At 65.5% G+C, this 19,747-nt stretch carries 14 protein-coding genes; all 14 read right to left on the bottom strand.

The features are described 5' to 3' along the window. Positions 1–71 precede the first annotated feature (71 nt). On the bottom strand, positions 72–3,038 hold the full coding sequence (locus tag GR328_RS20790) for a bifunctional [glutamine synthetase] adenylyltransferase/[glutamine synthetase]-adenylyl-L-tyrosine phosphorylase (protein WP_160887249.1): 2,967 nt from the start codon (positions 3,036–3,038) through the stop codon (positions 72–74). A 76-nt stretch (positions 3,039–3,114) separates the two neighbouring features. Then, entirely contained in the window at positions 3,115–4,536 is a 1,422-nt protein-coding gene (locus tag GR328_RS20785) for an ATP-binding protein (protein ID WP_160887247.1), read from the bottom strand. 10 nt (positions 4,537–4,546) lie between these two features. Next, positions 4,547–5,245, bottom strand: coding sequence for a winged helix-turn-helix domain-containing protein (locus GR328_RS20780; protein ID WP_160887245.1), 699 nt, complete (start codon positions 5,243–5,245; stop codon positions 4,547–4,549). 253 nt (positions 5,246–5,498) lie between these two features. Continuing rightward, on the bottom strand, positions 5,499–6,692 hold the full coding sequence (locus tag GR328_RS20775) for a S1C family serine protease (protein WP_425487059.1): 1,194 nt from the start codon (positions 6,690–6,692) through the stop codon (positions 5,499–5,501). 111 nt (positions 6,693–6,803) lie between these two features. After that, positions 6,804–7,265 carry a cytochrome c-type biogenesis protein gene (locus tag GR328_RS20770; RefSeq protein WP_160887241.1) on the bottom strand — a complete coding sequence of 154 codons (462 nt, stop codon included), beginning with the start codon at positions 7,263–7,265 and terminating at the stop codon, positions 6,804–6,806. Positions 7,266–7,268: 3 nt separating this feature from the next. After that, on the bottom strand, positions 7,269–9,251 hold the full coding sequence (locus GR328_RS20765) for a heme lyase CcmF/NrfE family subunit (protein ID WP_160887239.1): 1,983 nt from the start codon (positions 9,249–9,251) through the stop codon (positions 7,269–7,271). A gap of 14 nt (positions 9,252–9,265) precedes the next feature. Continuing rightward, positions 9,266–9,724, bottom strand: coding sequence for a cytochrome c maturation protein CcmE (gene ccmE / locus GR328_RS20760; RefSeq protein WP_160887237.1), 459 nt, complete (start codon positions 9,722–9,724; stop codon positions 9,266–9,268). Further along, positions 9,721–10,827 carry a c-type cytochrome biogenesis protein CcmI gene (gene ccmI, locus GR328_RS20755; protein WP_160887235.1) on the bottom strand — a complete coding sequence of 369 codons (1,107 nt, stop codon included), beginning with the start codon at positions 10,825–10,827 and terminating at the stop codon, positions 9,721–9,723. Before ccmI ends, ccmE begins: the two co-directional genes overlap by 4 nt. A 71-nt stretch (positions 10,828–10,898) precedes the next feature. Next, positions 10,899–12,293 (bottom strand): sensor histidine kinase, encoded by a 1,395-nt coding sequence (locus GR328_RS20750; protein WP_343039441.1) that lies wholly within the window; start codon positions 12,291–12,293, stop codon positions 10,899–10,901. Further along, the gene (locus GR328_RS20745) at positions 12,290–12,967 is read right to left on the bottom strand and encodes a response regulator (protein ID WP_160887233.1); all 678 of its coding nucleotides are present in this window, start codon (positions 12,965–12,967) and stop codon (positions 12,290–12,292) included. The genes GR328_RS20750 and GR328_RS20745 overlap by 4 nt, the downstream gene beginning before the upstream one ends. Positions 12,968–12,983: 16 nt before the next feature. Next, positions 12,984–13,298 carry a PepSY domain-containing protein gene (locus GR328_RS20740; RefSeq protein WP_160887231.1) on the bottom strand — a complete coding sequence of 105 codons (315 nt, stop codon included), beginning with the start codon at positions 13,296–13,298 and terminating at the stop codon, positions 12,984–12,986. 47 nt (positions 13,299–13,345) lie between these two features. Then, positions 13,346–14,107, bottom strand: coding sequence for a glycoside hydrolase family 108 protein (locus tag GR328_RS20735; RefSeq protein WP_160887229.1), 762 nt, complete (start codon positions 14,105–14,107; stop codon positions 13,346–13,348). Positions 14,108–14,110: 3 nt separating this feature from the next. After that, positions 14,111–15,649, bottom strand: coding sequence for a DUF2793 domain-containing protein (locus tag GR328_RS20730; protein WP_160887227.1), 1,539 nt, complete (start codon positions 15,647–15,649; stop codon positions 14,111–14,113). Between the two features lie 232 nt (positions 15,650–15,881). Beyond that, positions 15,882–19,745 (bottom strand): baseplate multidomain protein megatron, encoded by a 3,864-nt coding sequence (locus tag GR328_RS20725; RefSeq protein ID WP_160887225.1) that lies wholly within the window; start codon positions 19,743–19,745, stop codon positions 15,882–15,884. Between the last annotated feature and the right edge of the window lie 2 nt (positions 19,746–19,747).

Below are 19,747 nucleotides of genomic sequence, written 5' to 3'. Positions count from 1 at the left end.
ATGGCCGAGACCGGCCAGGCCATGACAGGCGAGGCCGTGTCGGAATGACGAGCGCAGCCGCCGAAACCCGGTCATCTCAGAACGCGATCATAAATCTCCCGGACGTGCCGGCGCATCGCCTCCAGATGCGTCTGCAGAACCTTGGCATCAGGCAGGCCTGCAATGGTCGCGAGTCGCTTGAAGATGGCGGGCGGAACCCGATCGTGATCGAAAGAGCCTTCGATGGTCAGCCGCTGCCATTGAAAGATGGCGTTGAACTGCCGGTGAGCCTCGATCAGGTCCCTGGCGTCCCCGTCTGAAATCAGGGCCGCTTTGGAAGCCTCCCGGAACACCTCCTCGGACGTGCGCCCGATGAGCGAAGCGTGTTCGCTCGCATGCGCGAGAACGAGTGCCTGGGCAATGAAATCGAGATCCGTCAGGCCGCCGCTTGCGAGCTTGAGATCCCAGGGATTGTCGTCGCCTTTCTCACGGGCGATCAGATCCCTCATGGCGCGAACATCAGATACCACATGCCGCGGGTCGCGCACGGCGCCGACGATGCGATTGATCGCCTCGCCGACAGTCGCTGCGAAACCGGGGTCAGCGAACAGGATGCGTGCGCGCGTGAGGGCCATGTGCTCCCACAACTCGGCCTCGCTCTGCTGGTAGGCGAGAAAGCCTTTGAACTGGGAAGCAACAGGCCCTTTCCCCCCCTGTGGCCGGAGGCGAAGGTCCACCTCGTACAGGAGACCGCGCCGGGTCGGCACGGTCAGCGCAGCGACAAGACGCTGCGTGAGGCGCGTATGATAGACCACCGCGTCCAGTGCGCGCGGTCCCCTGCTCTCCCGCCGTTCCTCGTCGAAATCGTAGACGACGACCAGGTCGAGATCGGAGCCGGCCGTCAGCTCTTTCGTGCCGAGGCGGCCAAGCCCGAGAATGGCTACCTTGGCTCCGGGAACGACGCCGTGCTCGGCCTCGAACTCCCGGCGAACGCGCTCGAACGACGCGCGGATGATCGCGGCCGCGACAGCCGCATAGGCCGCCCCGGCCTGCCCCGGAGAGATGATGCCGGAGAGCAATCTCGCTCCGGTGATGAAGCGGATCTGCCGGGCCGCATCGCGGGCTCGGTCGAGAAAGTCCTCATAGCTCTCAGGGCTGCCGATGATCTGTCGCACCTGATCCTCGATCGTGGCTTCATCGACCAGAGGGATATTGAAGGCGGGATCGATCAGAACATCGAGCACGTGCGGAGATTGCGCCACGGTGTTGGCAAGGCGCGGAGCCGTGCCGAGAAGATCCGCGAAGCGAAGGCGGAGCTTGTCGTGGGATTGCAGGATGGTGAGGAGTTCGACAGCGGCCGGCATGCGGCCGAAGGCGCTGTCGAGTGCAGCCAATGCTCCATCGGGATCCGCCGTGCCGCCGAGGGCGGACAGAAGGGCCGGCGTGAGTTCGGTCAGCACCTCGCGCGCTCGCGCGCTGGTGATAGCGGAGCGCCGCCCGAAGTGCCATCCGCGCACGGTTTCGGCCGCCTTCTCCGGCTCGCGGAATCCCATGCGCTGGAGTGTGGCAAGGGTCTCCGGATCGTCGCTCACCCCGGTGAAAACCAGGCTCCCCACATCGGAAGCGAGTACGGGCCCTTCCTCGAAAAGCAGTGCGTAATGGCCTTGCACGATCCTGGCCTGCTGCGTCAGGGCTTTCGAGAACGCCTTGAGATGCGGATAGCCGCAGAATCTGGCGAAGCGCTTCAGCTCCTCGTCATCCGAAGGAAGCCGCTGCGTCTGCTCGTCGGCTACCATCTGCAGCCGGTGCTCGATCGTCCTGAAGAAACGATAAGCATGAGACAGCTCGTCTCTGGCCTGCGCCGTGATCCAGCCTTCGTTGTGAAGCTCGACCAGCATATCGAGGGTGCGCCGTCCCCGAAGCGCGGGGCGGCGGCCGCCGAACACCAGCTGCTGCGTCTGCACGAAGAACTCGATCTCGCGAATGCCCCCGCGGCCGAGCTTGATGTCGTGCCCCGCCACTGCGATCTGATCATGCCCGCGCACCGCATGGATCTGCCGCTTCATGGCGTGCACGTCGGCGATGGAGGCGAAGTCGAAATACTTGCGCCAGATGAAGGGCCGCAGCTCCTCGAGGAAAGTCTTGCCCAAGATCAGATCGCCTGCGACGGGCCGCGCCTTGATGAAGGCCGCGCGTTCCCAGTTCTGGCCGAGCGTCTCGTAATAGACATAGGCCGACGACAGGGACATCGCCGTGGGCGTCGAGCCGGGATCCGGGCGCAGGCGATAATCGACGCGGTGCACGTAGCCGTCCGGAGTCCGCTCCTGGAGCAGTCGGGCCAGTTTCTGGGCGATGCGGGTATAGATGGTCGTCGCCTCTGCCCCCTCCTTCAGCGCTCGCGCCTCGGGATCGAAGAAGATAACCAGGTCAATGTCGCTCGAATAGTTGAGCTCCCCCGCCCCATGCTTGCCCAGTGCCAGCACGGTGATGCCGGAGCCCTCTCCCGGCGCCTCGGGATCCTGGAGCGTGATGCGGCCGAGATCCGCGGTCTCCGTCAGGATGAGATTCAGGCCACCGGCAACGGAAGCGTCGGCGAAGGCGGACAGGGCCTGCGTGACTTCCTCGGTGCTCCAGAGTCCGCCGATATCGGCAAGGGCGACGAGGAGCGCATGACCATTGCGGTTGCGCCGAAGGGCTCGGGCCGCATCATCATGGGTCATCTCGCCCCCGCGCACCCGGCGGAACAGGTTGGCCTGATCGTCGACGATGGAGGAATGAACGGCCTCTGGCGTCTCGAGCGCGAGCCTCGCCGTGCGAGCCGGATCGGCCACGACGAGCTGCCAGAGGAAAGGAGAGTAATCGGCCAATGCTGAAAGGAGATCGCGAAACAATCCCTGCTCGAGATACGGCAGAAGGACAGTTGCCTCCGGCACCTCGCGCGCACGCTCCAGAAGGTCCGCCAGCCCGGCCGCGGCCTTCTTGGGATCGGAAACGGGCGGAGCCTGCATCAGGCGGTCGATGAGGGGGCGGGTCTGATCCGGCACGGCCAATCCATTCATGTGCTGAGAATGGCCTGAGTGTTCATGCCGCAACGCAAGAGGCAACCGAAAAGTGAACCGCTCTCCTTCCTCGGGCTCAGGCCGCGGACGGCAGGGCCGCCTGCGGAACCGGAGCCTCCTTCAAAGGCAGGATCAGAACGACGCGCAGGCCGGGCGCATTGTCCTCCAGCATGAGGCGCCCCTCGTGCAGTCGCGCCACCGCGGCGGCAAGGCTGAGGCCGAGCCCGAAGCCCGGGCGCGAGCGGGCCGTTTCCAGCCGCACGAAACGCTCCAGGACATGGCTGCGCTCCTGCTCCGGAATGCCGGGGCCGCGATCCGCCACGACGATTCTCACCTCCTGACCGACGCGCCGGGCCGATACGGTGATCGTCTGCGCGCTGCCATCGGGGGCAGCACCGTATTTCAGGGCATTGTCGAGGAGATTCGCCATGGCCTGGCCCAGCAATTCGCGGCTGCCGTGGATGGGCAACCCGCTCTCGACGGACACGTTGAGCGAGACGCCGACTTCCTCCGCCACGGCCTCGTAGAGTTCGGCCACGTCCCTCACCGCTTCCGCCGCATCGAAATCGGCCAGAGCCTCGCGTGCGTTGCCGGCTTCGAGCCGGGCGATCATGAGAAGGGCGTTGAAGATGCGGATGAGATTGTCGCTTTCCTCGATGGTGGCTTCGAGCGCGGCCTTCAGCTCGTCCTGGGTCTTCGCGGTCCGCAGAGCCTCGTCGGCCTTGTTGCGCAGGCGCGTCAATGGGGTCTTCAGGTCGTGAGCGATATTGTCTGAGACCTCGCGCATGCCGCGCATCAGCTCGCCGATGCGGTCGAGCATGTCGTTGAGGTTATGCGCGAGACGGTCGAGCTCGTCACCCGTCCCGGCAACCTTCAATCGCCCGTCGAGGTCGCCTGCCATGATATCGCGCGTGATGTCGGTCATGTCGTCGACGCGCTTGAGCACCCGCCGCGCGATGAACCAGCTGCCAAGGCACCCCAGAACGCCGATGAACAACAGGGAATAGCCAATGGCCTTGTGGATGACGTCGCGCAGGCGGATGCGTTCCTCGATGTCGCGGCCGACCAGCAGCCTGAAGCCGCCGGGCAGGAGGTAAACGCGCACCAGGGCCATGTTGGGCTTCGTATCCGTCTCGTCCGTGCGGTTGTAGAGCGTCTCGAACTGCCCCACGCGATCGATCACGCCGGGCGGCAAGGCTCCGACATTGCCGACGACCCTCTCGCCGACACTGGTGGTGACGAGATAGAGCGAGGCGCCCGGCATGCGGGAGCGCCGCTCGACCACGTTCACCAGACGGCGTAGGCCGCCATTCCTGTACTGCTGGGACAACCCGCTGATCTCCGACTCGATGGTCGAGACGAACTGATCGGTGAGAAGCTTTTCGGCGCTCCAGGCGACATAGCCCAGCGTCACGAAGGCGAAGAGCGTGAAGACAACCAGATACGCGAAGGATAGCTTGAATGCGGTGGTACGGAAGAGTTTGCCGAGGGCGGTCATGCGCACATGCTCATTCCTCACCCTCCACCGAACCGACCCGGACCATGTAGCCCGCTCCGCGTATGGTATGGATGAGTGGCTTGTCGAAGCCCTTGTCGATCTTGGAACGCAGGCGCGAAACGTGAACGTCGATCACGTTGGTCTGGGGATCGAAGTGGTAATCCCACACGTGCTCCAGCAGCATCGTGCGCGTGACGACCTTATTGGCGTTCTTCATCAGGTATTCGAGCAGCCTGAACTCACGAGGCTGCAGCACGATCTCGTGACCCGAACGCGTCACGCGGTGGGACAGACGGTCGAGTTCGAGGTCGGCGACGCGATAGACGGTCGGCTCGGCGCTCGGAGTGGAGCTGCGGCGTCGCGAGAGCACCTCGACACGGGCCAAAAGCTCGGAGAAGGCGTAGGGCTTCGGCAGATAGTCGTCACCGCCTGCCCTCAATCCCTTCACCCGATCGTCGACCTGACCGAGGGCGGAGAGAATGAGGACCGGCGTCTCGATCTTCTGCTCGCGCAGGGAGCGTATGAGGGAGAGGCCATCGAGCTTCGGCAGCATACGATCGACCACGAGCACATCGTAATCTCCCGCCTCGGCCATGGCGTAGCCGTCCAGCCCATCGGCGGCGTGGTCAGCCACATGGCCCGTCTCCCGAAACGCCTTCACGAGGTAGGAGGCTGCCTCTTTGTCGTCCTCGATGATGAGAATCCGCATCGCCAATCTATAACGTAATCCAAGCCCGACGGCAGACCGGCCCCGGAGGGGGAGAGGACCGGTCTGCCGCGGGCAGAAGACACCAGGTGTCGGGGGCAATCAACATTTAAGATCCTGGTGTCCTGCTCCTGGCGCATCGTGCGGAAAAGTGGACCCGGTTTTCCGCTCCGAGCGATGTGCCGCCTGGAAAAGGGGCATCGGATCGGTCCGGAAAGTGGATTCCACTTTCAGATCCGATGCCCTGGCCGAGAGATCAGACGCCCTTCGGCTGACTGGCGACCTCCAGAGTCACGGTCCGCTCCTTGCCCTCGCGCCAGAGCGTGAGGGAGAGGGTCTTGCCCGGCGCGACCTGGGCGACCTTGCGCGAAAGGTCCTTGGCCTCGTTGATCGGCTCGCCGTCCACCGCGATGATGGTATCGCCCGTCCGGACGCCGGCCTTCGCGGCGGGCCCGTCCTTGATCGCCTCGGCCACGAGGGCGCCCTTGGCCTCCTTGAGGCCGATCGCCTCTGCGATTTCCTTGGTCACCGGCTGCATCTGGACGCCGATGAAGCCGCGGGTCACGCTGCCCTTGTCTTTCAGTTCGGTAACGATCCGGTCGACCGTGCTCGCCGGAATCGCGAAGGCGATGCCGACATTGCCGCCCGACGGCGAGAAGATCGCCGTGTTCACGCCCACGACCTCGCCGGAGAGGTTGAAGGTCGGGCCACCGGAATTGCCCTTGTTCACGGAGGCGTCGATCTGGATGAAGTCGTCGTACGGCCCGGCTCCGATATCACGGTGCTGCGCCGAGACGATGCCGGCCGTCACGGTGCCGCCCAGCCCGAACGGATTGCCGATGGCGACCACCCAGTCGCCGATGCGGGCCTTCTGGCCCGCGAGGCGCACATAGGGGAAATCACTGCCTTCGACCTTGAGCAGAGCGAGGTCCGTCTTGGGGTCGGTTCCAATGACCTTGGCGTCGAGGGTCTTGCCGTCGTCCATGGTCACCTGCACCTCGGAGGCATTGTCGACCACATGATTATTGGTCACCACATAGCCGTCGGCCGAGATGAAGAAGCCGGATCCCAGAGACTGACCGAACTGGCGGGGACGGTGGCCGCGGCCGCCGCGCTCGCCCGGGAACTGGTCGCGGAACTGGCGGAAGAAGCGCTCCATCGGATGCCCCTGCGGCAGGTCCGGCATCGAGAATTGCGGCCCCTCGTCCCGGCTGGCCACGTTCTGAACCTTGACCTTCACCGCCACGACGGCGGGCTTCACCCGCTCGATCACGTCCGCGAAGGACGGGAGGTTCTGGACCGGCTGCGACATCGAACGCAGCTCGGCATGGGCAGGATTGGGAGCAACGAGGCCTGTTCCGACGGAACCGCCGGCAATCAAGGCGGCAACGGCTGCGGCGCCGAGCCATTTCGCGGTACGCTTGCGGAAGGAAGCGGAAGCCTTATTCATCATATCGTCTCTCTCTCCTGAAAGAACCTTTTCCGGTTCCTGTTGAGAGGAAGATGGGGACTTCAGCGTTACGGCGCTCTCACCCACAGATGAAATGTTGGTAAGGTTTGGTCAGGAGGCCGACCGGTCCTGCTTGAGCAGCGCCTCGAGGACTCTGCGCTCCTCCTCGTTCAGGGCTTCCGCGGCCTGCGGGCGGCGCCTGAGGGCGGCATAGGCTCCGATGCCGCCCATGACCAGAACGAGGATCGGGGTGAGCCACAGCAGCATATTGTGGGCGCTGAAGGTAGGCTTCAGGAGGACGAACTCGCCATAGCGCTGCACCAGGAAGTCCTGCACCTGCTGGTCGGTGTCGCCGGCCACGAGCCGCTCGCGCACCAGCAGCCTCAGATCCTTGGCGAGCTGCGCGTCGGAATCGTCGATGGACTGGTTCTGGCAGACGAGGCAGCGCAGGCCCGAGGAGATCTCCCTCGCCCTCCTCTCCAGAGCGGGATCCTTCAGCACCTCGTCCGGCTGTACGGCCCAAGTCGGCACGGTGAGAACCAGAGACGTCAATAGGGCAAGAACAAACCGCATCGCTCACTCCGCAGGCACGGCCGCGCTCGGGGCCATCTTGGCCCGAGCCGGAGCGCCGATCCGCAGACGCCGATCCATCAGGGAGACGCCGCCGCCCAGGGCCATCACCAGCGCACCGATCCAGATCAGCAGCACGAGAGGCTTGTAGTAGAGCCGCACGCCCACCGAGCCGTCGGCCGCCACTTCGCCCAGGCTGACATAGACCTGACCGAGGCCGACGGTCATGATGCCGGCTTCCGTCGTCGGCATGCCGCGCGTCACGTAGAGGCGTTTCATGCTCTCCAGCGAACCGAGCTCCTGCCCCTGCCGGAAGATGGTGAAGACCGCCACGTCCTCCCGGTAATTGGCTTCGATGCGAGGCATGACGCGCTCAAGCCGCGCTTCATAGTCACCCGCCTTGACGCGTTCGCCGGACCTGATCGTTGCGAGCCCTTCGACGCCCCAGGCGGTGGCCGCGATGCCGATGACCGTCAGGCCCACGCCCGCATGGGCCAGCACCGCTCCCCAGGTGGAGCGCGGCAGGTTGGCGGCCCTGCGCCAGGCCACGGACAGGGGCGTTCCCCTGGACCAGGAGCGCGTCACGATCTCGTTGAGCGAGCCGAGCACCAGATAGACGCCGAGGCCGATCCCGAGAGGCGCCGCGACTGGACCGCCATACTCGAAGGCGAACAGCGCCATCGTCGCGATCAGCGAGACGCCGAACACCGCGTAGAGGCGCTGCGCGGTGCCGAGAAAATTGCCGCGCTTCCAGGCGAGCGTCTGGCCGAGCGGCAGGAGCAGCAGCAGCGGAACGATCAGCGGCAGGAAGGTGAAATTGAAGAACGGCGCGCCGACGGAAATCTTCTCGCCGGTCAGGACCTCCAGCGCCAGCGGATAGAGCGTGCCGATCAGAACCGTCGCGCAGGCGGTCGCCAGGAACAGGTTGTTCACCACGAGCGCGCCTTCGCGCGAGACGGGGGCGAACAGGCCACCCTGCTTGAGCAGGGGCGCCCGCCAGGCGAAGAGCGCAAGGGAGCCGCCGATGATAAGGATGAGAATGCCGAGGATGAAGGTGCCGCGCTCAGGATCGACCGCAAAGGAATGTACGGAGGTCAGCACGCCCGAGCGCACGAGGAATGTGCCGAGCAGAGACAGGGAAAAGGTGAGGATCGCCAGAAGGATTGTCCAGACCTTCAGGGCATCGCGCTTTTCCATCACGACCGTCGAATGGAGAAGCGCCGTGCCAGCGAGCCACGGCATGAGCGAGGCATTTTCCACCGGGTCCCAGAACCACCAGCCGCCCCAGCCGAGTTCGTAATAGGCCCAGTACGAACCCATGGCGATGCCGAGCGTCAGAAAGGCCCATGCGCCCAGGGTCCAGGGACGGACGATGCGTGCCCACACGGCATCGATCCGTCCGTCGATCAGCGCCGCGATGGCGAAGGCGAACGAAACCGAGAAGCCAACATAGCCGATGTAAAGAAGCGGCGGGTGGATTGCGAGGCCGGGATCCTGCAGCAGCGGGTTCAGATCCTGCCCCTCGGCGGGAGCCGGGACGCTTCGCGTGAACGGATTGGACGTGAGCAGGATGAAGAGCAGGAAGGCAATGGTGATCGCTCCCTGCATGGCCAGCGTGTTGGCCTGCAGGCGCAGGGGAATGCTGTTCCTGGCGAGAGCCACGACCGCCCCGAACAGCGCGAGGATCAACACCCACAGCAGCATGGAACCCTCATGGTTACCCCATACGCCCGAGATCTTGTAGATGAGCGGCTTCGCCGAATGCGAGTTCGCGACCACGTTCACCACCGAGAAATCGGAGGTCACATAGGCGACGGTCAGCGCCAGAAAGGAGAAGGCAATACAGACGAAGACAGCCAGGCTCGTCGCACGCCCCACCGACATCAGGACCGGATCGTTGGCGCGCGCGCCCCAGAGCGGCACGACGAATTGGATCAGAGACAACCCGAGCGCAAGCGCAAGCGCGAAATGTCCAGCCTCGACGAACACCAGGCTCTCCCTCGTTACTGCGTTTTCGGCGCGGCGTTGGCCTCGCCCTGCCAATGCCCCTGCTTCTTCAGGGTATCGGCCACCTCGCGCGGCATATAGTTCTCGTCATGTTTGGCCAGCACGGAATCGGCCCGGAACACGGTCGCGCTTTCCAGCACGCCCTCGGCCACGACACCCTGCCCTTCACGGAACAGATCGGGCAGCAGACCCTGGTAGTGTACCCGGATCTCGCTTTGGGCATCCATCACCTCGAAGGTGATCTGCTGATCGTCGCCCCGCTGGATGGATCCTTCCTTTACGAGACCGCCCAGGCGAATGCGCGTGCCCGGCGGCACGTTCTTTGCCTGGATATCCGCCGGGGAATTGAAGAACACGATCGTGTCGTTCATGGCGTAAAGAACAAGACCGAGCGCAATCGCGAGGATGGCTCCTGCGAAGCCGATCAGGGTCAGACGTCTTTGCTTTCTGGTCATGGTCCCGCGTCAATCAGTTTCATTTCGCGCGCCATCGCGTCGATGGTCCTCACCCCGTCATCGTCCTGCGCCAGGACCTGCCGCGCGCGCTCGACGGCGGCCTTGGCCTTGTCGCGCTGACCGAGAACCGCATAGGAGCGGATCAGGCGCGCCCATTCGTCAGGAGATCCACCCCGGGTCTCGAGACGCTCCGCCAATCCTGACACCATGCGGGCTATGTCGTCGGCCCCTAGCTGAGGAGCATTCTCCTGCGCGCCGGCAACGGACTGCTCGGCGCCAAGGCCCTCCAGGCGCTGCCTCACCACATTCGCCCAAGGCGCGCCTTCCGGCGACGCAGCCAGAAGCTCGCCGTAAGCCCGCTTGGCCTTGTCGAACTGCCCGTCCTGCTCGGCGGCGACGGCCAAGTAGTAGCGGGCCTTCGGCGAGGTGCTGTCCAGTGCGACCGCCTGCTCGAAAACCCTCTGAGCCTCCGAAGACACCAGCCCGTCCTTGGCGAGCACCATGACCTCACCGTAATTCGCCAACCGGTCCGGGCTGGGGCCGAGATAGCGGACCGCCGCCTCGTAAGCCTTCACCGCATCCTCGATCCGGCCCATGCGGATATAGACCGGGGCCACCACTTCCCACCCCCGGCCATCCTGGGGGTTCTGAGCAAGGTGAGCCTCGATCTGCGAGACGGCGGTCATCAGATCGAGGCTGCCCCGCTGGCCCTCCGCCTGCTCTTTGGGCGGATGTGTCAGGAGTTGCGGCGAGCCGTAAGCACCGTACAGAGCGAGAGCGATGATGGGGATTACCGAAAGGGCCAGCGCCGAGGCTGCCCTGCGGCGGCGCAAGGCCGGTTCGCCCAGGGCGGCGAAGGTATCTGCCGTCATGCCGGTCGAACGCAGAAGACGCCGCCCGGCCTCGACCTTGGCGGCTTCGGCCTCGCTGGCCAAAAGCACGCCGCGCTCGCGATCCCGCTCGATCTCGGCGATCTGCTCCCGATAGAACTGCGTATCCGGGTCCAGTTGCTCCGCTGTGAGGGCACGGTGGCGCGACAGCGGCCAGAGAACCGCCATCACGGCTGCCGCCGTCATCAGCAAGAGTATGATCCAGATCACCATGAAACCTCAATTACTCCGAGTCCCCGTCAAGCACGACGGTGGCACGGTGTCACGCGTAAAAATACATAGGTTTAGCCTCTGTCCCCTGGGAGCTCGAGCACGGCTCGAAGACCGCCGAGGGGCGCCGCTTCGAGCTTGAGCGAGCCTCTGTAGAGGGCGGCAAGATCGCTGACGATGGACAGCCCCAGGCCGGATCCGGGCTTCGTCTCGTCGAGGCGGCGACCGCGCTTGAGGACCTCGGCCCTCGCCGCCTCCGGAAGGCCCGGGCCGTCATCGTCGATGATAAGGCGGAAGCGCGGACGATCGTCTTCGCGGACAATCTCGACGGAAATCTCGATCTTCCGGGCGGCCCATTTGGCGGCATTGTCGATCAGGTTGCCGGCCATCTCCTCGAGATCCTGTCGCTCGCCCCTGAACCGCAGGTCGCGCGGGATCGCGAGTTCCACCGCCAGCTCCTTGTCGCGATAGATCTTGGCGAAGGTGCGGGCCAAACCCGCGATCACGGGCTCCACATCCGTGAGCGTGCCCAGGGTTCCGGCGAGGGCCGCCGCGCGGGCGCGGTCCAGGTAATAGTTCACCTGATCGCGCATCAGGGTCGCCTGCTCGCGCACACGGGCCGCAACCTCTTCGGGGGCATTCTCCGCTTCGTTCATGATGATGCTGAGAGGCGTCTTGAGGGCATGAGCCAGATTACCGACCTGGGTGCGGGCCCGCTCCAGGATTTCCCTGTTCGTGTCCAAAAGAAGATTCAGCTCGCTCGCGAGCGGTGAAATGTCCCGGGGATATTCGCCGACGATTCTTTCCGACTCGCCGCGCCGGATGGCCCCGAGGGCGCTGCGCAGATTGGCCAGCGGCCGCAAGCCGAAGCGGATCTGCAGAAGAGTGGAAAAGCCGAGGGCCAGGCCGAGTAACGCAAACGTGACCGTCAGCGCAAAGAGAAAGTCGCGGACTCCGGCGTCGATCTCGTCCGCTGGGCCTGCGACTCGAATGATGTAGCGGCCATCCTCGCCCAGATCGATGTCGCGCTCGATAATGCGAAGGTTGCGCTCGTCAGGCGCCTTGCCGTAACCGCGGCGGATCTGACCGAACCGGTTGTCGGATCCCGCGGCGAGGCTCGGGATCTGCCCGCCGAAGAGCGACTTCGAGGAGCGGATCTCGCCGGGCTTCGCATTGGGGCGTGCCACCTGCCAGTACCAGCCGGACAGGGGAAGCTCGAAGCGCGGATCGCCGATGGGGCCGAGGTCCCGATCCGGATCCCCCGGAGCCACCAGATTGGAGGCCAGGGTGTTCGCGTAGACGAGAAGGCGCTGGTCGAAGGCCCGCTCCGTGTTGTCGCGGTACAGCGTCTGCAGGATGAGGCCCGCGACGAGCAGGATCGCGAAGCTCCAGAAGACAGAGGAGACTGCGAGCCGGACCGCGATGGGCCGGCTCGAGAGGCGTGTCAGGATCGGGCGGAAGCCGCTCACGATTTCTGATGGGTGTGGCCCGCGTCGAGGAGATAGCCCAGGCCGCGGACGGTCTGGATGATATCCACGCCGAGCTTCTTGCGCAGGCGACCGATGAAGACTTCGATCGTGTTCGAGTCACGGTCGAAGTCCTGGTCGTAGAGATGTTCCGTCAGCTCGCCGCGCGAGACGATGCGGCCGGTATGATGCATGAGATAGGAGAGGAGCCGGTATTCGTGCGAGGTCAGCTTCACGGGGTTGCCGTCCACCGCCACCCGGCCCGAGCGGGTGTCGAGCTTCACCGGGCCGCAGGCGATCTCGCTCGTGGCGTGTCCCGTGGCGCGGCGCAGCAGGGCGCGGACGCGCGCCAGCAGCTCCTCTATATGGAACGGCTTGGTCACGTAGTCGTCGGCCCCGGCATCGAAACCCTGAACCTTGTCGCTCCAGCGATCACGGGCCGTCAGGATGATCACCGGCGTCTTCCTGCCCTCCCGCCGCCAAGCGGTCAGGACGGAAACGCCGTCCACCTTCGGCAGGCCGAGATCGAGAATGATGGCATCGTAAGGCTCGGTATCCCCGAGGAACTGCCCCTCCTCGCCATCGAAAGCCGCATCGACCGCGTAACCCGCCTGTTCGAGGGCGGTCACGATCTGTTTATTGAGGGTCTTGTCATCCTCGACAACGAGAAGGCGCACGTTTCGGGCTTTCTTTTCAATGGACCGATTTGACCCGGCCGGACGAGCCGTCGATCGTCACTTGAACGATGCGCCCGTCCTTTTGCAAGGCCATGATCACATAAACCAGGGAATTGCTGCTGCGGCAAAGGCTGGCCCGCACCACATCCGCGTTTGGGACCTGGCGGCGGGCCGTCATGACAGCGGAGGCTGGCGCGACGACACCCTTGGAGGCCACGGCCTCCTGCATTTCCCGGGGCGGCAAGCAATTCTTGAGGGCCGCCGTCCCGCTTTGCGCGGACGCAACCCCCATCATTCCCCCCATCGCGATGATCAGCCATAGCAGACGCATGGGCGCCTTATGCCTTTGCAGCACTGAACGAACCCTGAATGTCCAATCTAGCTCTCGATCCGCCTGGTGGCCAGGATCCGGAAGACCGTGGAGGCGATAAAGCTGGCCGCCGCGATGAACTGGACGAGGGCCTCCTGGAAGGCGCTGCCGGTGAGGACAGAGGAATCGAAGCCGAACAGGCCGAGGATCACGGCGGTCAGGCCGATCAGATTGGCCCAGACCGTACGGCTCGCGAGAATGGTTTTGGTATCCATCATGTCAGACATTCCTTGGAGAGGGGGCGATGAGGACGCGAGCCGGATGGCCTCCTGCTCGACGTCGAGAACCCGCCTGCGCCACCCGCCTCCGAAGACGGGCCAGATGGCGAGACGGGAAAGAAACCCGAGGCGTTCGCGGGTCAGGCCACGGATGGCTTCGACGGCGTCCATGCGGCGGGCCGCCTCGAGGGTGACGGGACCGATCAGCCCGTCGGCCACTACCCCGAGAACCTTCTGCAGCAGCATGATCGCGCGCATCGGGCCCGAATTGACGGCAAGGTCGAAGAGCGCAAGATCGAGCCCCCGCGGGAGCTCTTCGGCGCGAACGGCCTCCCAGTAGAAGCGACGGTAGATGGCCGCCGCCTCTTCCGCCGTGAGGGCACGGATGTCCCCGACAGAAACCGGGTATCCCCTCGCGCGGGACAGGGTTTCGAGCGTGATCCCGTGATTCGTGGCCCCGCCGGGATCCCGAGGGTGTCGCGAGAAACCGCCCTCCTGCCGCAGAACGAATGCGAGCGCCTCTTCGAACGGTGCGGGCGTGCGGGCCGCCATTGTTCAGAGCTCCGCCTGCAGAGCCAGGACAGCGGCGTCGCCGAGGTAGAGGTGGCCGACGGACCCGGCCGTACCGGAAAACGATGCCATGGACTGCAGTCTCAGCGTCACGGCGGAGGCGCTCGCCGGCACGACGGTCGTCACCTGTACCATTCCGGAGGTTGTCACCCAGGATCCGTTGTTGTTGCTGAAGAAGGCGAGCTGGTTGCCGCTCGGCACGCCACCGGTCCAGACGGCGCCGCTCGTGACCAAAGCCGGGTTGGCACGCATCCGGGTCGGCAGAACCAAGGGAATATCGATCAGATTTACCGAGACCCGCTGGCCGAGAGTCCCGAGGAGCATGGGCGACGAGCCGCTGAGGGGCAGGGGCTGATAATAGCGCCTGCAATGAAATTCCTCGCGGTCGAGCGGCTCTCCCCTCCATGGCGTCGCGTGAGATCCGAGCTCCAGCTTCACGTTCTTGAAGGAGCACTCGGCCGCGGCATCGAGCCGGATCGGGAGGTGCCCCGTTTCGGTCTCGCCGAGCACGACGGACACGGAGCAACGACCTGCCCCGGCCGGGATCGTCGCCGCCCTGGTGCCGATCAGGACCGGGATCGGCTCGGATGGATCCTCCACCGAAAGGGTCAGGGCGGCACCGGCGAGATCGGCGGTTCCGGCAATCGCGGAGGCATGCGCCACCTCGACGATCTGTTCGAGAGCTCCCGTCAAGACCATCGTTCCGTCCGCCGCGCGCGTGAGCGTGCACCCCCCGGGGCCTGCCTTCCAGCGGTCGAAGCCGTAAGCGCCTTCCGCGAGAGCCCCGCCGGCGAAGCCGCGCTGGTTCACGCAAAACGAGGCATTGATGAGCAGATTGGCTCGCGGCACGTTCGAGAGCCCCTGCGGGAAGGTGGCGGTACCGGTCCCGCCATCGAGGACCAGCGCGTCGATCCATTCCGCTCCGTCGGACGAGACGCGGATGGTGAAATCGTCATTTCCGATGAGGCCCGTCTCCGCGCGGCCGCTGAAGCCGCGCTGATAAAGCTGCGAAAGGACATTGCCCATCCCGGCCTTGTTGAGAACGAAGCGCAGATCCCCCGTTCCGCCCTCCTCCGTATTCAGGGCAGAGAACAGAGCAGCGTTGAGCTTCGCCGAGAGGCGATTGAGATCGTCGGGCGCAGTTCCGATTCCGAGGCGGTCCAGATTGTCGAGAATCCGGCAATAATGGCCCAGATCGCGCCACTGCTCGCCGTCGAACACGACGACGACGCTCTCCGCTTCGACATAGGCTCGCCAGCCGGGTCGCGGCGAAAGGAAACGCCACGCTCCCAGGTCGAAGAGGGCAATCTCGCGCTCGTGCCCGGCGAAAGCGCCCGTCCCGCCGGGTCCGACGAGATAGCGGTCCCCCTCGGCAGGCGTCGCGGGAGGAGCCGCGCGCTCCCGCTCCAGCACAGAGAGATGAACGAGGGCGTCCAGGGACGACAGGGCTTCGTTGTGGGTGACGTGCTTTTGCGCCTGCGCTGCGGCAAGCAGCGGCAGCGCCAAGTGCGGCGTTATGCTCATTGATCGGCTTTCCGTGACATGAAGATGAAAAATCGTTGTTCTAAGAAGGCGTCTTGAGACGCCGCGACCTTGCCCAGCCCCGTCGTCGTTTCACCCTCTCACGTCATCCCCGTCCTTGGGCCGGTGATCCCGGCGGTGCGAGGCGCCGCGCTTTTCGGATTCGGGATGGCCGGGCTGATCCCGGATCAAGTCCGGGGACGGCCATGGCAAGAAGAAGCGTCATCGTCCTGCCTCACACCATCACCGGCAACGTGACGCTTCGCTCGAATCCTCTTCCCGCGACTGCGCTGATCTGCACGATGCGAAGACTGAGCTCTGTTTGCGGTGCGCCGAAATCCTCCAGCTCCTGCGCGGTGGGATACAGCACGAAGGATTGCGGGCTTGCGAGGGTGCGAACGACCTCGCCCGCTGCCAGGATGTCGATTTCATAGTGCTCCGCACCCTCAGCGAGCGGAACGTCGAGCGCTCCCCATCCGTCCCCGTTGCGACGTGTGCGGCGGACCCAGGCGATGCGCACTCCACCCGCTTCGCGGCGCAGGGTCGCGTGAACCGGACTGAAAGGCTTGAGGGCTTCGCGCCCGACGATCGCCGTAACCTCGACCATCGCCGGATCGGCATGGTCGCGCCCCGACGGGCCGATCCTGTAGCGCCAGCTTTGCCCCAGATCCGCCAGGTCGGCGGTCAGAGGAAGAATCGCCTCGTCGAGGCGGACGACGAGAGCCCCTTCCGGTACGACGCGTCCGGCTTCCGGCTCCGTTCCGGCGAGCCCGCGCAGAAAACGGGACAGACGGAAGATCCGCTCTCCGATCATCTCGGCCCGGGCCGCCGAGACGATTTCCCAACGGCCATTCACCCCTCTGACAGCGAACAGATTGCCGCCGGCCAGTGCCGCCTCGTCATCGAGGGAGCCGATGAAGCCGGAGGAGATCTCCACATCGATAACCGCCGTCGGATCCCACCGCCACAACGGCCCTGCGGGAAGCGCCGTCCTCGTCCGCCCGATCACGGCGGACAGGGTGATGATCCGGTGCGGATTGAAGCTCGCGCCGTTGCCCGACCGCCAAATCGTCACCGCGCCGGGCCACGGATCGGCGGCGACGGCGATGTATTGCAGCGGCTCGGGATCGCCGAGGGTGGCAGGCAGATCGAGGACGACCACCTGCGGCTTGCCGGGAATGGGCGGCGGGCGGCGCGGCGGCCTTTCAACCGTGGAGCCCGGCCTCTCGAAGACGGCGGGCTCCACGGCCCTCGTGCTCACCCGGCGCGTCGCGCCGTCGGAGACCCGCACCACGCGATGCAGTTTCGGGCCCGCATCGGTCGGAAGAGAAATCACGTCTCCGGGATCCAGATCGACCCGCCGGGACGATAGGTCGAACTCCGCCCCTTCCCGTCCCGCCCAAAGGTCCTGCAGCCAGGCGTCGGCAAGGCGCTGCGCTTCCGCCCGCCTCGTGACAACGGCGCAATCGGTGCGCGCTTCCCGCCGGCTCGATCCGGACAGGCGGCGGGAGGCCACGGCCGCGCGGCGATAGTCGAGGTCGCTTTCCGTATAGCCGATCTCCACCTGCCGAGGCAGTTCCGTCTCCTGGGAACGCGTGAGCCTGAGCGAGGGCTCGCCCTCCTTCATCACGAGATCGTCCGTCGTGAGCGCGATCACCAACCGCCCGCCGCGCCCTTTCCAGGCAATTTTGCCGCCGCTGGCCACGGCATCGACGCCGAACAGGCGCATGAGCGGCTCGAGCGCCGCTCGCGCCGACATGGGTCGGTCGACCACATAGCCGTCGACGAAGCCGTCGACCGGAATCGCTCCGGGATCGGCGAAGCCGAAATCCTTGAGAATGGACGCGATCAGGCGGTCGAGCGGCGCGCCCTCGATCCGCCCGGTGATCCAGTGGCCGGTCTCCCAATTCGGGCCATCGCTCCAGACGGTCGTGAAATCGGGAAAGGCGGGGAAGGGCCGCGCATCCCATGCCCAGACGCAGACGTTCGCCGGGTCGACCATGCGCCCGCCATAGAGGGGAGAGACGGGATTGTAGGCGGACGAGAAGCCGCGCTGCGCCGGATCGAACCGGGAGAGGATCGCCTCCAGGGCGCGGGCCTGAACGAGGTCGTCCCGCACGCCCCGCGAGAACGGAGGATAGGCGGATTCCGAGGATTTCGGATCGGGAAAGACGTTGGGTCCGTTGGGACCCTTGTCGACGGCCGGAATCCCGATCTCCGTCAGCCAGATCGGCTTCGACTTCGGCACCCATTCGGTCGCGGCGATTTCGATGCCGTCGTGCCTCTCCACATGCGGGTTCGACCACCAGGACACCAGATCCTTGGGGCGGTACAGCCAGGGCTTGTCGTAGGCGCCGTCGGTGATGGGCGTGCGTCTCTGCGCCGCCCGGTCGGATGGGCTGGCATAATACCAGTCGAACGCTTCGCCGCCGCCGAGCCGCCTGCGCAGATAATCGGTATCGTAGATGCTGCGCGCCTCGGCCAGATCCGCGTGATCGGGGCTGTCGCGCCAGTCGGAAAGGGGCGGATAATAGTCGATCCCGACCGCGTCGATCCCCGGATCGCCGAAGAGCGGATCGAGGGGGAAACGGATTTCGGATCCGCCATCGAGGACATGCGCCCCATATTCCGTCCAGTCGGCTGCGTAAACGAGCTTGGTGCCCGGCCCGAGGATGCTGCGGATCTGCACGACGAGCGACTTGAAGCCGTTCACGGCCGGGTAGTTTCCCGGTGAGGAACGCACGCGCGTCAGCCCCACGAATTCGCTGCCGAGAACGAAGCCGTCCACGCCTCCGGCGGCTTGGGCCAGTCGAGCGTGATGCAGGATGAAGGCGTCGTACCCGTCCGGCCGGTTGAACCATTGGTCGATCTGCGCCGTCGCGGCGCTCGTGCCATCGACGGAGCCGGGCCGTCCGGGAGCCGGGTTGCACGTGATGCGCCCGCGCCAGGGATAGGGCGGCTGGCCCGTGCCTCCGTAGGGATCGGGCAATGCGTTCCCTTGGGGAATATCCATCATCACGAAGGGATAGAGAACGACCTCCAGTCCCCGATCCTTCAGGTGCCGGATCAGGCGCATGACGGAGGCGTCCGAAGGCGTTCCTCCGTAGGCCGGCGCGCCGTCGACCCATGAGACGGCGTTCGCCGACTCGCGTGTCACGCTTCCGACCGACCAGGTGTCGCCGTCGGTGGTCTTGCTCCCGACATCCACACGCGGCTCGATCCGGCAGGAATCGGCTCTGAGATCCGTGCCGAACCAGCTGACGACGAGGGAAACGCGCCTCAGATTCGGACACAGGGCCTCCAGGGCGTCGAGGGATGCGAGAATGTCGGTCCTGCGCCGCAACTGGTGACGGTTCTCAGGTCGCGTCTTGCCGAGATCGAGAACCTGCGCGACGGGCAGCGTATCGTAGCCGAACTCGCTCGCGCCCGGGATCAGGCAGACGGCGCGGATCATCCGATTGAGGCCGTCCACCGGCCGCACCACCTCGAAGGAGAATTGCGGGACGCGGTTTCCGAAATCCTCCAGCGGCAGACGCTCGAAGACCACATAGGCAAGCCCGCGATAGGCCGGCGCGAAACCCGCGCCCTCTTTCGCCACGATGAGCGGATCGGCGCCTTGCGCCTCCGATCCGCGATGCACCCGGATGGTGATGGCGGACAGATCGATCTCGCGCCCGTCCGCCCACACGCGGCGGACGAGGGCGATGGGCCCCTCGCAAAGCCCGATCGCGAGATTGGCGAAATACGAATAGGTCGTGGTCACCGTCTTCGGGCCGCTCATGCCCTTGCCGCCCTGGGCGCCCGACCGTTCGCTCGTGGTGTTCACCACCTCCTCGAAGCGCGTCGCCCAGATGAGCTGGCCGCCGATCCGCGCGCGACCGTAGACACGCGGGATGGCGGCTCCTTCCGTCGAGGTGAGGCCGTCGATCTCCTTGAGGCGCGGACCTTCCACGTATTTGGTATCGCCGCCGCCGAACAGTGCATTGTCGATGGCGGCGCCTGCCAGCCCGCCGAGGGCACGGCCCGCCATCGCGCCGAGCGGCCCGGCGACCATGCCGCCCACGACGGAGCCGACGGTTTGAAGAACGAGTGTTGCCATGG

This window comes from Microvirga makkahensis, assembly GCF_009830105.1.
Classification (GTDB): Bacteria; Pseudomonadota; Alphaproteobacteria; order Rhizobiales; family Beijerinckiaceae; genus Microvirga; species Microvirga makkahensis.
The sequence above is the reverse complement of the archived record's forward strand: the minus strand, read 5'-3'. Positions and strand labels throughout refer to the sequence as shown.